14 protein-coding genes and 1 pseudogene are annotated in these 13,626 nt (G+C 74.6%); 9 read left to right on the top strand and 6 right to left on the bottom strand.

What is annotated here, in order from left to right; all coding sequences use genetic code 11:
• The first annotated feature begins 66 nt into the window (after positions 1-66).
• Together ACZ6EM_RS22295 and ACZ6EM_RS22290 are read left to right on the top strand one after the other, a co-directional pair.
• Positions 67-873, top strand: coding sequence for an IclR family transcriptional regulator (locus ACZ6EM_RS22295; RefSeq protein ID WP_401055120.1), 807 nt, complete (start codon positions 67-69; stop codon positions 871-873).
• Positions 874-1,148: 275 nt separating this feature from the next.
• Positions 1,149-1,871, top strand: a complete 723-nt coding sequence (locus tag ACZ6EM_RS22290) for an alpha/beta hydrolase family protein (protein ID WP_401050351.1) — start codon at positions 1,149-1,151, stop codon at positions 1,869-1,871.
• A 40-nt stretch (positions 1,872-1,911) separates the two neighbouring features.
• On the opposite strand, the gene ACZ6EM_RS22285 is transcribed toward ACZ6EM_RS22290, so the two are convergent.
• Together ACZ6EM_RS22285 and ACZ6EM_RS22280 are read right to left on the bottom strand one after the other, a co-directional pair.
• A complete protein-coding gene (locus tag ACZ6EM_RS22285) occupies positions 1,912-2,439 on the bottom strand; it encodes a universal stress protein (RefSeq protein WP_401050349.1) in 528 nt (175 codons plus the stop codon).
• Positions 2,440-2,695: 256 nt separating this feature from the next.
• Positions 2,696-3,406: a TetR/AcrR family transcriptional regulator gene (locus tag ACZ6EM_RS22280; protein WP_452178096.1), complete on the bottom strand. Its 711-nt coding sequence runs from the start codon at positions 3,404-3,406 to the stop codon at positions 2,696-2,698.
• A 144-nt stretch (positions 3,407-3,550) separates the two neighbouring features.
• On the opposite strand from ACZ6EM_RS22280, the gene ACZ6EM_RS22275 reads away from it, so the two are divergent.
• Positions 3,551-4,369, top strand: a complete 819-nt coding sequence (locus ACZ6EM_RS22275) for an MOSC domain-containing protein (protein ID WP_401050345.1) — start codon at positions 3,551-3,553, stop codon at positions 4,367-4,369.
• 121 nt (positions 4,370-4,490) lie between these two features.
• Here ACZ6EM_RS22275 and ACZ6EM_RS22270 read toward each other — a convergent pair whose 3' ends face one another.
• On the bottom strand, positions 4,491-4,883 hold the full coding sequence (locus ACZ6EM_RS22270) for a ribonuclease (protein WP_380356563.1): 393 nt from the start codon (positions 4,881-4,883) through the stop codon (positions 4,491-4,493).
• 279 nt (positions 4,884-5,162) lie between these two features.
• Here ACZ6EM_RS22270 and ACZ6EM_RS22265 point away from each other — a divergent pair, with 279 nt between their 5' ends.
• Positions 5,163-6,701, top strand: coding sequence for a carboxyl transferase domain-containing protein (locus tag ACZ6EM_RS22265; RefSeq protein ID WP_465773069.1), 1,539 nt, complete (start codon positions 5,163-5,165; stop codon positions 6,699-6,701).
• Between the two features lie 566 nt (positions 6,702-7,267).
• Complete coding sequence (locus ACZ6EM_RS22260) at positions 7,268-7,642, top strand: aggregation-promoting factor C-terminal-like domain-containing protein (protein WP_380546041.1); 375 nt, start codon at positions 7,268-7,270, stop codon at positions 7,640-7,642.
• A 278-nt stretch (positions 7,643-7,920) separates the two neighbouring features.
• Here the strand turns inward: ACZ6EM_RS22260 and ACZ6EM_RS22255 are convergent, their stop codons facing one another.
• Positions 7,921-8,379, bottom strand: a complete 459-nt coding sequence (locus tag ACZ6EM_RS22255) for an HD domain-containing protein (RefSeq protein WP_465773068.1) — start codon at positions 8,377-8,379, stop codon at positions 7,921-7,923.
• A gap of 286 nt (positions 8,380-8,665) precedes the next feature.
• On the opposite strand from ACZ6EM_RS22255, the gene ACZ6EM_RS22250 reads away from it, so the two are divergent.
• Entirely contained in the window at positions 8,666-9,592 is a 927-nt protein-coding gene (locus ACZ6EM_RS22250; protein ID WP_359907535.1) for an AEC family transporter, read from the top strand.
• An 11-nt stretch (positions 9,593-9,603) separates the two neighbouring features.
• On the opposite strand, the gene ACZ6EM_RS22245 is transcribed toward ACZ6EM_RS22250, so the two are convergent.
• Positions 9,604-10,059: a MarR family winged helix-turn-helix transcriptional regulator gene (locus ACZ6EM_RS22245; RefSeq protein WP_401054826.1), complete on the bottom strand. Its 456-nt coding sequence runs from the start codon at positions 10,057-10,059 to the stop codon at positions 9,604-9,606.
• 148 nt (positions 10,060-10,207) lie between these two features.
• On the opposite strand from ACZ6EM_RS22245, the gene ACZ6EM_RS22240 reads away from it, so the two are divergent.
• On the top strand, positions 10,208-11,077 hold the full coding sequence (locus ACZ6EM_RS22240) for an alpha/beta fold hydrolase (protein WP_465773067.1): 870 nt from the start codon (positions 10,208-10,210) through the stop codon (positions 11,075-11,077).
• 181 nt (positions 11,078-11,258) lie between these two features.
• Here ACZ6EM_RS22240 and ACZ6EM_RS22235 read toward each other — a convergent pair whose 3' ends face one another.
• Positions 11,259-11,522: a dsRBD fold-containing protein gene (locus tag ACZ6EM_RS22235; protein ID WP_380546048.1), complete on the bottom strand. Its 264-nt coding sequence runs from the start codon at positions 11,520-11,522 to the stop codon at positions 11,259-11,261.
• Between the two features lie 268 nt (positions 11,523-11,790).
• Between ACZ6EM_RS22235 and ACZ6EM_RS22230 the strand changes: the two are divergent.
• Both ACZ6EM_RS22230 and ACZ6EM_RS22225 read left to right on the top strand, forming a co-directional pair.
• A pseudogene (locus ACZ6EM_RS22230) lies at positions 11,791-12,630 on the top strand (DMT family transporter); the annotation flags it as partial.
• A gap of 210 nt (positions 12,631-12,840) precedes the next feature.
• Positions 12,841-13,512, top strand: a complete 672-nt coding sequence (locus tag ACZ6EM_RS22225; protein ID WP_465773066.1) for a DUF6629 family protein — start codon at positions 12,841-12,843, stop codon at positions 13,510-13,512.
• Positions 13,513-13,626 lie beyond the last annotated feature (114 nt).

The raw sequence follows: 13,626 nt of genomic DNA, 5'->3' as shown, positions 1-13,626 counted from the left end.
TACGTTCTGACAACCGCCGCCGACCTGCGGGGGAACACCGGCAGAACGACACTAGGGAACGGACCCATGACGGAGACGGCGCCCAAGAAACCCGCGACCGAACGCAACCAGTCCTCCTCGCTGCGCCGCGCCCTCGCCGTCCTCGGCTACGTCCGCGACCACGGCGACCGGCGCGGCGTCCCGCTCGCCCAGCTCGCCGACGGCCTCGGCCTCAACAAGAGCACCGTGCTGCGACTGGCCGGCCCCCTGCTGGACGAGCACCTCCTCGACCGGGACCGCGAGACCGGCTGGTTCCGGCTCGGCCACGGCTCGCTGCGGCTCGGTCAGGCCTACCTGACCACCCTCGACCTGCGCAGCGTCGCCGCCGAGCACCTGCGCCGGCTCCAGCGCGAGGCCGGCGAGACCGTCCACCTGACCGTCTGGCAGGCCCCCGGGATCGTCTACCTGGACAAGGTCGAGGACGAGACCAACGTCCGGATGGCCTCCCGGGTCGGCAGCCGGGCTCCCGCCTACTGCACCGCCACCGGAAAGGCGATCCTGGCCTGGCTGCCCGAGGAGGCCGTCGCCGAGGTGGTCGCGGCCGGGCTGCGCCCGGTCACCACCTGGACCATCGCCGACGAGCCCCGGCTCCGCGCCGACCTCGCCCGCATCCGCGCCCGCGGCTACTCGATCGACGACCGCGAGAACGAGCCCGAGGTCCGCTGCGTCGCCGCCCCGATCTTCGACCACACCGGCGAGGTCACCGCGGCCCTCTCCGTCTCCGGCCTCACCTCACGGATGACCGCCGCCCGGGTCCGCGCCCTCGGCCCGGTCGTCGCCCAGGTCGGGCTGCGGATCTCCCGCGAACTCGGCTCCGACCGCCAGCCGTCCTGAACGCCGGGCCGCTGCCGGCCCTTGCCCGGCCGCTGTCAGGCCGTTGCCCGGCCGGGGTCCTGCCCCCGGAAACGCGGACAGGGCCCGGCGCCGTTTCCACGGCACCGGACCCTGTCCGATTTCGGAGCGCCAGGCCCGGGTCGCACGGACTCTTCCTACTGAAAGTAGGACGTGCTCTGGTAGCACCACTGACGCCTGAGGAGGAATCGCTCCCTCGCAACGAGAAGTACAGTACCAGCTCCGTGATCATTCAACGAATCGGAGGGAAATCCCGGATGACGAACGCTCGACTCCGGACGGTTCCGTACACCGCCGGACGACTGACGGACATCCACCTTCCGGCCTCCGGCGCCACCGGGCCCGCCCCCGTCGTGCTGCTCTGGCACGGCAACGGCCCGAACGAGCGCGATGTGCTGCGGCCATTGGCCCAGGAGGCCGCCGGGCTGGGGCTGCTGGTGCTCGTCCCGGACTGGGACGCCACGCAGCCGGACGGCGGCAGTGCCGAACTGCTCGCCTCGCTGGCCCGGGCCCGCCCGATCGCCACCGAGTACGGCGGGGACCCGACGCGCCTCGTCCTGGCCGGCTGGTCGATGGGCGGCCGCGAGGCGATCGCGGTGGCCACCCATCCCGACACCCCCGCCGAACTGCGCCCCGCCGCCGGGGTCGGCATCGCCTCCCACTACTCGACCAGGGCCGTCACCACCGGCGAGGCCCCGCTCGACCACCTGGCGGCCACCCCCTCCCCCGTCCCGCTCCGGCTGGTCCACGGCACGGCGGACGAGATCGTGGACGTCGAGCACACCCGGCAGTTGAGCGCTGCTCTGACAAAGCAGATGTCGGCGGTACGGACCCTCGAACTCCCCACCGACCACGCCGGCGTGGTGATGACCGCCTACCGTCCCGAGGCCCGCCGCTGCCTCCCGGCCACCGATGCCGCCACCCTGGCCGCCGGCCGACGGACCGCCGCCGTCCTCGCCGAGGCGGCCGGGCTGTCGTAGGCCCGTCCTCGGGCTCCCGCCCGCGGGGCCATGCGGGCCGCTAGCCGTTCCCCGCCGCCGGCTCCCGCAGCCCGCGGCCGCGTTCCAGCGCCTCCAGGTCGCGCTGCAGCGGTGGGCGCGGGACGGCCAGGACCGGGCAGGTTGCGTGCCGCACGCAGTAGGCGGTGACCGAGGGGTGCACCAGCCGGGCGAGGCGGCCGCGCTCCCGGCCGGCGCCGAGGACGAGCAGGTCCCCGGGCCGGTCGGCGCACCGCACCAGCGTGTGGCCGGTGTCGCCGCGAACGGTCTGGCAGCGCAGGCGGACACCCGCGTAGCGTCCGGCGAAGGCCTCGTCGAGGGCCTGCCGCAGCCGGGCCACGGCGGCGTCGCGGCCGGCCTCGATCACCGGCGGGCACGGGGTCCGGCGGTAGCCGAGTTCGTCGCCGGGCGGGGTCCAGCAGAGCACCGCGAGCACCTCGACGTCCGTCCGGCGGGCCTCGGCCACCGCGTGGTGCAGCGCGGCGAGGCTGCCGAGCGAGCCGCTGATGCCGACCACGATCCGGCCCTCGTCGGTACCACTGTCCGCCATGGCTCCGCCCCTGCCTCTCCGTCCGGCCGCGCGCGGATGCCCTGGTGCCAGGGTGCCAAGCTGCCCGGGTGCCAAGGTGCCCGAGTGCCCGCGCACCGGACCGCCCTGGCCCGTGCTGCGCCGAACCGCGCCGAACCGCGCCGATTTCACCCCAGCAAAGCGGTCCGCGCCCGTACGGCACCGGCCCGTTGACGCGGCTCTGACGTGGAGCCCGCCGTTCCGTACGCGTCCCTGACGCCGCGCGGGCGAGGCGCGCTCAGCGCTCCGGCGACTCCGGCCGCTCCGGTTGCTCCGGTTGCTCCGGCGACTCCGCCTCCCAGAGGTCCGCGAACATCCGGTCCAGGTGCTCCTCCCCGATCGGCGGGACCGGCAGCGGGTGGGCGGCCCGGGCGCGGAAGCCGTCGAGCAGGAGGGCGAGGTAGCGGCGCCAGAGGTCGGGGCGCAGCTCGGTGGCGGCGGGCAGGGCACGGCAGAGCGGGCCGAGGAGGAAGAGCAGGTCCATGGTGACCACGTCGCGGCGCATGGTGCCCTGCTCCTGGGCGCGGGCGATCAGGACGCCGACGGTGGCGGCGTGCCGGCGGCTGATCTCGATCATTCCGGGGATGGCCGGGATGGCCTGGGTGACCAGGTCGTTGATGCCCCGGTCGGCGGCGACCAGCTCGAAGATCCGCCCGAAGTACCGTTCGAGGCCGCTCCAGGCGTCGTCGGCGGCGAGCGCCTCCTCGCCCGCGGCGGCCAGACCGCCCCCGGCGTCCTCGAACACCTCGGCGATCAGCGCCTCGCGGGTCGGGAAGTGCCGGTAGAGGGTGGCGTTGCCGACGCCGGCCTCCTTGGCGATCTGGTCCAGCGGCACGTTCAGGCCGTGCCGGGAGAACATGTCGCGGGCGGCGGCGAGCAGCTGGTCACGGTTGCGCTGCGCGTCCCGCCGGAGCCGCCCCGGGGGGTTCGCGCTGCTCGGTGGTGCCATGCCCCGACCCTAGCAAGCGCCGGGCTCGCCCACCGGGCACCACCCACCAGCCCCGCCGAGCGGCTCAACTACCCTGTGGGGTCGACGAGATGGACGGGACGCAGGCGCAGAATGATGCGCCTGCACGAAGGGGGCGACCAAGCGATGGCCACGGTGACGGAGCTGCGGTACTACCCGGTCAAGGGCTGCGCCGGGGTGACGGCCGCGCAGGCGGAGCTCACCCGGGCCGGGCTGGCCCATGACCGGGAGTTCATGGTGGTGGACGAGGAGGGCGTGTTCCGCTCCCAGCGCCGGGACCCGGTCCTGGCCACCGTCCGCCCGGCGGTGACGCGGGACGGCCGCTCACTGACGCTGACCGCCGCCGGCATGGAGCCGGTGTCGGTGACGGTGGACACCGAGGGCCCGCGCCGCGAGGTGCGGATGTTCGATGTGCCGTTCCTCGGCATCGATCAGGGCGAGGAGGCCGCCGACTGGCTGTCCGAGGTGCTGGGCTCGCGCGGCCGGCTGGTCCGGGTACCGCCGGAGCACGACCGGGTGACCACCGGACTGACCCCGGGCACCTCGGGCTACGCGGACAGTTGCGCCGTGCTCCTGGTGTCGCACTCCTCGCTGGAGCACTTCAACGAGCTCTCCGACGCTCGGCCGGTGCCCATGGACCGGTTCCGCGCGAACGTGGTGGTGGACGGCTGGACCGAACCGCACACCGAGGACCTGGCCCGCAGGATCGAGGTGGGCGGGGCCGAACTGGGCTACGCCAAGCTGGCGATCCGCTGCGCGGTGACGACGCTGGACCAGTCCAGCGGCACCAAGGCGGGGCCGGAGCCGCTGCGCACCCTGGCCCGGTACCGCCGGGCGGCTGCGGGCGGGGTGGCGTTCGGCAGCAAGTTCGCGGTGCTGCGACCCGGCACGCTGCGGGTGGGGGACGAACTGACGGTGGGCGCCTGGGGGCCGTCCGAGCTCTGAGCCCGGCGCTGCCGCACGGCGCTGCCGCACGGCGCTGCCGCACGGCGGTGACCCCGGCGGGGAAGCGGGCCGGGGCCACCGTCGTGCCGGAAGCGTTCCGGGACGGTCGGTCAGTGGAGGTTCAGCAGGTCTGGTCGATCAGGGAGAACGTCGCGTAGTGGTCGCCGGTGTAGTAGTCCTCCTGGTAGGACCGGCCGGTCACGATCCGGCGGGCGCCGCGGGTCGGGGAGCCCGGGGTGATGACGGTGTACTCGTGGTAGTAGCCGTAGGACTCACCGGGCAGGACGCCCTCCCGGTTCTGGAAGACCACACCGTCCTGGGAGTAGGGGAAGGGCCCACCGGAGGCGATCAGGTCGAGGGTGTCGGCGGCCTGCGACGGGAGGGCGGAGAGGCAGACCGTTCCGCTCACGTCGGCGTGCGCGTCGGTGGCGACGGCGACCGGGGCGAGGGTCATCAGGGCGACGGCGGTGACGGCGGCGGCGCGGGACTTCCACGCGCGTAGAGTGCGAGTCATGCCCCTCAGTGTGGCGGGACACCGTCAACTCTGGAAGCCTTCGGAAAAACTATTAACCAGTGAGTAACCCCCCTTTACCTGCGGAGACTTGAGCCGTACGCCGACCACCGCACGCCGCCCCGGAACCGCCCGCACGACGCCCACGAACCGCCCGGCCGACACAAGGGTCGACCGTCATCGAACTCAAGTCGGAGCTGTCCCGCCCGGACCGCGCCGCATAGAGTGCCCCGTAGCGCGGCGGATCACGGCAAGGCCGGAACGATCTCTGACGGGGTGGGCATGGGTACGGGCTCGGGCACGGCACTGACGGCCCACCAGCTGATCGGACTGCTGGTCGACCCCGACGGCTTCCGCGGCTGGGACGAGCCGCCTGCCGCCGACCGGGCCGACCCCGGCTACCGCGCCTCGCTCGACCGCGCCCGTGAGCGCACCGGCCTGGACGAGGCCGTCCTCACCGGCCTCGGCCTGATCGGCGGCCGGCCGGTCGCCCTCATCGCCTCCGAGTTCGGCTTCCTCGGCGGCTCGATCGGCGTCGCCACCGCCGAGCGGATCACCCGCGCCGTCGAACGCGCCACCGACGAGCGGCTGCCGCTGCTCGCCCTGCCGGTCTCCGGCGGGACGCGGATGCAGGAGGGGTCGGCGGCCTTCCTCTGCATGCTGCGGATCACCGCCGCCGTCCAGGCGCACCGCGCCGCCGGCCTCCCCTATGTCACCTATCTGCGCAACCCCACCATGGGCGGGGTCTTCGCCTCCTGGGGCACGCTCGGGCAGCTGGTCCTCGCCGAGCCGGGCGCCCGGCTCGGCTTCCTCGGCCCGCGGGTGTACGAGGAACTGCGCGGCGTGGAGCTGCCGCCGGACGTCCAGCGGGCCGAGACGCTCGCCGGCCAGGGGCTGGTGGACGCCGTCGTGCCGCCGCAGGAGCTGCGCGAACTGCTCCGCCGCGCGCTGACCGTGCTCGCCGCCGCACCGCCGGCCCCTTCCCCCGAGTCCGCGCCCGCTCCCACGCCCACTCCCGAGCCCACGCCCGAGTCCGACCCGGACGCCCCCGGACACCCGGACGCCTGGGACTCCGTCCGCCGCACCCGTCGCCCCGACCGCCCGGGCGCCCGCGAACTGCTGCGGCACACCACCGAGGAGCTGGTGCTGCTGGACGCCCCCGGCGGGCGCGGCGGCGCGCTGGTCCGGGCACTGGCCGTGCTCGGCGGGCGGCCCGTGCTGGTCGTCGGCCAGCAGCGGCAGACCCCCGAGTACGAGCGCCCCTTCACCGCCGCCGACCTGCGGGCCGTACGGCGCACCGCGCGCCTGGCCGAACAGCTCGGGCTGCCACTGGTCACCGTGGTGGACACGGCCGGCGCCGAGCTGTCGGCGCGGGCCGAGCTGGACGGCATCGCGGTGGAGATCGCCCACTGCCTCACCACCCTGCTCGCGCTGCGCACCCCCGTCCTGGCCGTACTGCTCGGCCAGGGCTCGGGCGGCGGGGCGCTCGCGCTGCTCCCGGCGGACCGGGTGATCGCCGCCGAGCACGCCTGGCTGGCACCACTCCCGCCGGAGGGCGCCTCGGCGATCGTCCACCGGGACGGCTCGCACGCCGCCGAGCTGGCCCGCTCCCAGGGGATCGGGGCGCGCCACCTGGCCGAGGTCGGGCTGGTCGACGAGGTGGTTCCGGAGCTGCCGGACGCCGCCGAGGAGCCGGAGGCCTTCTGCGCCCGGCTCGGGCAGGCGGTCGGCGCGGCGCTCGGCGCCCTGGCGGCCGCCGCCGAAACGGACCGGCTCGCGGCCCGGGCCGCCCGGCACCGGCGACTGGGCGACCTGCGCTAGCCGTCCACCACGGCGGCTTGGCTCCGGTCCCGCCGCGACCGTGTGACACCGGCATCGGCATGGCCGGGGCGATGTGGCGCCGGTCTCAGCACCACGGTGTGGCCCCGGTCTCACGGCAGCGTTGATCATCTGCACCCACCGTGCGTCCTCCGGACCGGCGAGTGACGCCCCCCGAGCCCCGAACGGTGAGTGCGCTCACACGTGATCAACGACTACGACGGACGGTAGTGGACACCCCGGCGGCCCCCGCGCCACTCCGACGCTCCCCGCGTTCCCGCAGCTCAGCACCGGTCGGCAGGCTTCGCGCGACCGGCCCTTCGAATCCACGGCGTCCCGTTCCGTACGACCGCGGGTCGTACCGAGCGGGTCTTGGCGACGGCCGATCCGGTCTGGCAACAATGGCTTCCATCGCCAGCCGCACCGGCTCCTGTCCCACCGGTGAACGGCTTCCTGATCGCGTCGCACCCCGCAACCGTTCGGCCCTTGTCCGGCCGTGGTCCTGGGCGGGGAGCGACCGGCCCAACCCGATTGAGGTCCTGTTCTTCATGCCCGCTTTCAAGCTCCGCATGCGCACTTCCGCCGCGATTCTCGCCGGCGCCGCCGGTCTGACCGCCCTGGGCGCGGGTGTCCTGCCCGCCACCGCGAACGCCGCCACCGCCTCCCCGCAGGCCATCGCCGCCCAGATCGTCCCGGCCAACCAGCTGGCGTCCTTCAGCCAGATCATCGCCCACGAGTCCAGCTGGAACGTGACCGCGACCAACCCGAGCTCGGGCGCGTACGGCCTGGCCCAGGCGCTGCCGGGCTCCAAGATGGCCTCGCACGGCTCGGACTGGAAGACCAACCCGACCACCCAGATCAAGTGGGCGCTGGACTACATGAACACCCGCTACGGCAGCCCGAACGCCGCCTGGAACTTCTGGCAGACCCACCACTGGTACTAAGCCGACCCCGTCGGCCCACCGACCACCGCCCGTCACCTGACCACTCCCCCTCACCCCGGGGGTCGGACAGGGACCACCGGGGTGCCCGAGAGGGCCCGGACCCGCGCGACCCGCGTGGTCCGGGCCCTCTCCTGGTTCTCCGGCGGCGGCCCGGCCCGTGGACCGCGCCCGCCCGGGCCACGGCGTGGGCGCCACGGCGCGTGGACCCCGCGTGCGGGCTACGCGCTCGCGGGCTCACGGCGTGCGGGCTTCGCGGCCACGGGCTCACGGCGTGCGGGCTACAGCCCGCCGGTGAGCCCGAGCAGCTCGCGCATCCGCGCGTACTTGGCGGCCAGCCGCTCGGCGGTCGCCGGGTCCAGGGTGGCGAGGCGGGCCGGATCGGAGTTGTGCGCCAGGTCCGCGCGCTTGACCAGCAGCGCGCCCGGCGTGGCCAGGATGCGCGCGGTGTACTCCTCGACCGGCTCGTCCGGGCGCCGGGTGAGCGCGTCCACGATCGCCTTGGTCTCTTCCGGCAGCGCGGCCCCGGCCAGCCACTCCCGGCTCAGCCGGTCGTCCTCGACGGTGTCGTGCAGCCAGCCCGCCGCGATCTGCGCCGCACTGCCGCCGCGCGCCGCCGTCCCCCGGGCGACCGCCGCGATGTGCTCTCCGTACGGGTGGCCGTTCTTGTCCACCTGCCCCTGGTGGGCCCGGCGCGCGATCGCCTCCACCTCGGACAGGCTCAGGTACTGGTCCTCCATCGGGCCATCGTAGGCCCGGGCGATCGGCCGGGCCTCGGTCTCTCGGCGCCCGGGCGATCGGCCGGGCGCCGGGCCCTCGGCCCCGCCCCTGCCGGCCGACACCGTCCCGGACAGCCGGTCCTGCTGGCGTGCTCGCGACAGACCCACTGATCGCCGCGCCCGCGGCCACTGGTTTACTGCCCCGGGGGTTCATGGGCTTCGGGGGGGTCACCGCGCTCGGAAGTCGGCGCCCCCGACGGGACGTCCCCGTCGCACCGGCAGACCCGTCCGAGCGATCCGAGGAACCATGCCAGCCCTGCATCCCCTGCTGTCCGCCTTCGCGCCGATCTGGGCGCTCACCGGCGTCGGCTACGTCGTCGGCCGCGCCGGACTGCTCGGGCCGCACGCCGAGACGGTGCTCAACCGGTTCGTCTTCCACGTGGCGATGCCGGCCGCGCTGTTCCTGATGATCGCCCGCACCCCGCTGGACCGCTTCGCCAACGCCTCGATGCTCGCCTTCACTGCGGGCACCGCGGTCGCGATCGGCCTCGGGCTGCTCGCCGGGCGGCTGCTGTTCCACCGCAAGCCCGGCGAACTGGCCATCGGCGCGATGGCCTCCGGCTACGTGAACTCGGCCAACCTCGGCATCCCGGTGACCATGCAGGTCCTCGGCGACGCCTCTTTCGTGGCGCCCGTGGTGCTGTTCCAGATCCTGGTGGTCACCCCCGCCGTCCTGGCCGTCCTGGACGGTGGCGCGGCCGGCCGCCGGGCGCTGCTCACCCTGCCCGTCCGCAACCCGATCCTGCTGGCCACCGCGCTGGGCGCGGTCGTCTCGGCGACCGGCGTGCACCTGCCTGCCGAGCTGAATCGTTCCTGCGAACTGCTCGGCGGCGCCGGCGTCCCCACCGCGCTGATCACCCTCGGACTCTCGCTGCACAACCGCCCACCGGCGGACGGCCGTCCGCGCCGCACCGAGGTCGGGCTGATCGTCGTGCTCAAGACCCTGGTCCAGCCGCTGGTCGCACTCGCCGTGGCCGGCCCGCTGCTCCACCTGCCCGCCCACCAGCTCCTCACCGTGGTGCTGTTCTCGGCGCTGCCCACCGCGCAGAACGTGTACACCTACGCCCGCGAGTACCAGCGGGGCACCGCCCTCGCCCGGGACGCGGTGCTCTGGTCGACGCTCCTGTCGATGGCGACGCTGTCGGTGATCAGCTGGACCCTCGGCCCCGCGTAGTTCCGGCCCGCTCACCTCTCCCTGGCGGCCGACACCACCTCGGTCACGGCCGCCAGGAAGCGCCGGGCCGTGTCCAGCTCCCCCGGCTCGAACCGCCGCATCGCCGCGACCAGGTCGCCGATCAGCCCTCCGAAGAAGCCCTCCCCCAGCTCCATCGCCCGCTCCTCCACCAGCAGCCGCACCCGGCGCCGGTCCTGCGGGTCGCGCTCGCGCCGGATCAGCCCGAGCCGCTCCAGCCGGTCCACCAGGCCGGTGGTACCCGCCGAGTTCAGCCCCAGCGCCTCGCCGAGCCGGCCCGGGGTGACGACCTCCTCGGCCCTGGCCGCGTCCAGCAGGTGGATCAGCGCCCGCAGATCGGTCGGGTGCAGACCGTTGCGGGCCGCGAACTCGGCTCCGAACAGGTCGAGTTCGACCGTCAGGCCACGCAGCAGATGGACCAGCCGCATCGGCTCGGCAACCTCGGACACCCTGTCGTCCTTCCTCGGGGAGGGCATGTGCGACTATTCTCTCGCTCAGCGAGATAATTGCTCAGCGAGATGCTTGTTCAGCGCGATACGTGTTCGGCGAGTGGTTCAGCCGACCCGGCCGCCATCACACCACACCCGCGGAGGCCCCATGTCCGCCCGCACCGCCCCCTTCCTCGCCGCCTACGACGCCCTGCTCGCCCGCTGGCCCGTCCCGGTCGAGGCACTCACCGTCCGCACCGCCCACGGCACCACCCGGATCAACGCCTGCGGCCCCGCCGACGGCCACCCGCTCGTCCTGCTCCACGGCGGCGGCGCCACCTCCACCATGTGGTTCGCCAACGCCGGCGCCTGGGCCGAGGCCGGACACCGCGTCCTCGCCGTCGACCTCATCGGAGACCCCGGCCGCAGCATCCACGACGGCGCCGCCCTCGACGGCGTCCCCGGCCTGCTCGGCTGGCTGGACGCCGTCCTCGACGGACTCGACGTCCCGCAGGCCGACCTCTGCGGCCACTCGTACGGCGGCTGGATCGCCCTGGAGTACGCCCTGCACGCCCCCGCCCGGGTCGACAGGCTCGCCCTGCTCGACCCCACCCAGTGCTTCGCCGGCTTCCGCCCCGGCTACCTGCTGCGCGCCCTCCCCCTCTTCCTGCCCCACCGCACCCCGGCCCGCGCCCGCTCCTACCTCGACTGGGAGACCCGCGACACCCCGCCCCTCGACCCCGCCTGGCGCGAGCTCTACGCCCTCGGCTACGCCGACTTCCCCGCCTCCCCCGTCGTGACCGGCCCCCGCCCCTCCCCCGAACGCCTCCGCACCCTCACCGCCCCCGTCCTCACCCTCCTCGCCGCCCACAGCCGCACCCACGACCCCCACCGCATCGCCCGGACCGCCCGCCGCACCCTCCCCGGAGCAGAGGTCGCCATCCTCCCGGGCGTCTCGCACCACAACCTCCCCATGGCCGCCGCCCAGGACCTCAACCCCCGCCTCACCACCTTCCTCACCCCCACCCACCAAACCTGACCACCCCCACCCACCCCACGAGACGTCGCCCCGCCCCCTGCACCGAAACCGCCCCGAGGCAGGCGCCACACCCAACCCGCGCGAAAAGTCGGCCCACCCGACTTCTCGTGCTGCCGGGTTCGGACGTGCGAGGGACTTCGCGTAAGTCCCGTGACCTACGGGGGTTCGGCTGCCGGTGGGCTCAGTAGATCAGGTACCCCGGGCGGTGCCCTTCGTCGTCGATCTCCCCGGTGGCCTGCGCCCGCAGCTTGCGGGACAGGTCCTCCAGGGCCCGGGCGGCCGCGACCTCCTCGCCGATCCTGGCGAGCGGACGGTCGTCCGCGCTTTTCACGGATTCGCCGTGCGCGCTCAGGCCTGGCGCCCTGGCGCCGGTCAGCCTGGCCTCGCACGCCGTGTGCACGCCGTCTTCCTCGAAGCTGAGCTCCACGTCCCACTGGTTGTGCATGCCACACCTCCTGGCGCCGGCCCCCCGTCGCGCCTGTCCGGACCGGCACGGACGGTGACCCGTGGCGGCCGCTCACACCAGCGTGCGCCTGCCCCGCCGGTGGCGGCAAGCGCTGCCGGACGACCCGGTGCCCACCGCGCCGCGCGCGTGTCGTGCGCCCGGCCCGGGCACCGGCCCGGCGGTAGGCTGGCGGGAGCGGCCGCGACCTCCGACCCACCTCTCGGAGCCGTCGGCGCGGCGCGGGCAGCGACAACCTGGTGGTCCCTCCGTGGCGGTCTTCCTCCTCGCTCTCAGTGCGGCCTGCTGTCTGGGGCTCGGCTTCGTCCTCCAGCAGCACGCGGCGCAGCAAGCCCCTCGCTCCGATCTGCTGCGCTGGCGGCTGCTGCTGGACCTGATGCGGATGCCGCAGTGGCTGCTCGGCACCGGGTTCATGGTCAGCGGGCTGATCCTCTCGGCGTTCGCCCTCAACCAGGGCGAGGTGTCGCTGGTCGAACCGCTGCTGGCCACCAATCTGATCTTCGCCATGGCACTGGCCCGGGTGTTGACCCGTCAGACCCTGGGCCGTTCCGGCTGGGCCGGGGTGCTGCTGCTGGCCCTCGGGGTGACGGCCTTCATCGTGGCCGGGCAACCGACCGGCGGCGGGGCGCCCGCCGGGGAGCTGCGGCACTGGCTGGTGGTCGGCACCGTGGTCGGGCTGGTCGTGCTGCTGGTCTCGCTGGCCCGGCGGCTGCCGCTGTTCGAGGAGGCGACCCTGCTGGCGCTCGCCGCCGGGCTGCTCTACGGCCTCCAGGACGCGCTGACCCGGACCACCACCCAGCGCCTCGACCACGAGGGCCTGTCCGCGGTGCTGCGCAGTTGGCAACCGTACGCGGTGGTGGTGGCGGGCGTGGTCGGGCTGCTGCTGGTGCAGAGCGCCTTCGAGGCGGCGCCGCTGCGGATGTCCCTGCCGGCGCTGACCGCCGCCCAGCCGGTGGCCGGGATCGCCTGCGCGGTCGGGTTCCTCGGCGACCGGCTGCGGGTGACCCCGGCGGCGCTGGCCTGGCAGGCGGCCGGGCTGGTCGCGATCGTGATCGGGGTGATCGTGATCGGCCGCCATCCGGCGATGCCCGGGACCGTCCGCGACACCCTGGAGAGCATCGGGGCACCGCCGGAGGACGGAGCGGAGCCGCGGGAGGGCGGGGCGGAGCAGAAGTCCGGGGGCGGGCCGGAAGACCGACCGGACGACGAGCCGAAGGGCAATCCGGACGACGATCCGGAGGACGAACCGACGGGCGGGTCCGCGGAGCACGACCGCCCCGGGAGCACCGGTTAGGCCCCGATGTGCTGGAGTGCGCAGGCGGACGCCGTGGCCGGTGGGCTGGTCGCGGTCGCGGGGGTGGCGTGCCTGGTCCGCGCCCACCGGGCCGGCCGGCCCGAGCGCTTGCCGCTCGCCGCACTCCCCCTGGTCCTGGGCGTGCACCAGCTGATCGAGGCGCTGGTCTGGCTCGGCACCGACGGCGGGCTGCCGGACGGCCTCGCCGGAGCGGCCCGCACCGCCTGGGCGGTGGTCGCCCTGCCGCTGCTGCCCGTCCTGGTCCCCGCCGCCGTGTGGTGCGCGACCGACGGCCCGCGCCGACGGCTGCTCGCCGCGCTCACCCTGCTCGGTGCGGCGGTCGCCGTTCCACCGGCCGTGGCCATCGGCTCCCACCCGGTGGGGGCAACCGTGCACGGCCACACCCTCGGCTATGCGGTGGGCATCCCGTACCCGGCTCTCCTGCTGGCCGGCTACCTCCTCGTCACCGTCGGCTCCCTGCTGGCAAGCGGCGACCGGCTGCTCCGCCGTCTCGGTCTCCTCACCGGCGCGGGCGCCGCCGCCTGCGCCCTGCTCTGGCACCTCGCCTTCGTCTCCACGTGGTGTGCCCTCGCCGCGCTGACCAGCCTGCTGCTGCTCCAGTGGGCGGGCCACCGACCGGCGGGCGGGCCAGCCCCTGTCGAAGACCGGGCCCGATAGGGCGTGCCCTGGGGCCGGCTAGTACTGCAACGGTGCTTACTGTGGCGAGGCTTCAGCTCTTGGGCTGTGGCCTCGTCGTTTGTAGTGGCTGGTCCGGGCCTGGTGTTGGCGTCG

The organism is Kitasatospora sp. NPDC041917 (assembly GCF_055589745.1).
The sequence above is the reverse complement of the archived record's forward strand: the minus strand, read 5'-3'. Positions and strand labels throughout refer to the sequence as shown.

What these genes read in the sequence shown, in the direction of transcription:
- ACZ6EM_RS22295 (WP_401055120.1), top strand. Translation starts at nt 67, where the DNA reads ATGACGGAGACGGCGCCCAAGAAACCCGCGACCGAACGCAACCAGTCC.
- ACZ6EM_RS22290 (WP_401050351.1), top strand. Translation starts at nt 1,149, where the DNA reads ATGACGAACGCTCGACTCCGGACGGTTCCGTACACCGCCGGACGACTG.
- ACZ6EM_RS22285 (WP_401050349.1), bottom strand. Translation starts at nt 2,439, where the DNA reads ATGGCGGACAGTGGTACCGACGAGGGCCGGATCGTGGTCGGCATCAGC.
- ACZ6EM_RS22280 (WP_452178096.1), bottom strand. Translation starts at nt 3,406, where the DNA reads ATGGCACCACCGAGCAGCGCGAACCCCCCGGGGCGGCTCCGGCGGGAC.
- ACZ6EM_RS22275 (WP_401050345.1), top strand. Translation starts at nt 3,551, where the DNA reads ATGGCCACGGTGACGGAGCTGCGGTACTACCCGGTCAAGGGCTGCGCC.
- ACZ6EM_RS22270 (WP_380356563.1), bottom strand. Translation starts at nt 4,883, where the DNA reads ATGACTCGCACTCTACGCGCGTGGAAGTCCCGCGCCGCCGCCGTCACC.
- ACZ6EM_RS22265 (WP_465773069.1), top strand. Translation starts at nt 5,163, where the DNA reads ATGGGTACGGGCTCGGGCACGGCACTGACGGCCCACCAGCTGATCGGA.
- ACZ6EM_RS22260 (WP_380546041.1), top strand. Translation starts at nt 7,268, where the DNA reads ATGCGCACTTCCGCCGCGATTCTCGCCGGCGCCGCCGGTCTGACCGCC.
- ACZ6EM_RS22255 (WP_465773068.1), bottom strand. Translation starts at nt 8,379, where the DNA reads ATGGAGGACCAGTACCTGAGCCTGTCCGAGGTGGAGGCGATCGCGCGC.
- ACZ6EM_RS22250 (WP_359907535.1), top strand. Translation starts at nt 8,666, where the DNA reads ATGCCAGCCCTGCATCCCCTGCTGTCCGCCTTCGCGCCGATCTGGGCG.
- ACZ6EM_RS22240 (WP_465773067.1), top strand. Translation starts at nt 10,208, where the DNA reads ATGTCCGCCCGCACCGCCCCCTTCCTCGCCGCCTACGACGCCCTGCTC.
- ACZ6EM_RS22235 (WP_380546048.1), bottom strand. Translation starts at nt 11,522, where the DNA reads ATGCACAACCAGTGGGACGTGGAGCTCAGCTTCGAGGAAGACGGCGTG.
- ACZ6EM_RS22225 (WP_465773066.1), top strand. Translation starts at nt 12,841, where the DNA reads ATGTGCTGGAGTGCGCAGGCGGACGCCGTGGCCGGTGGGCTGGTCGCG.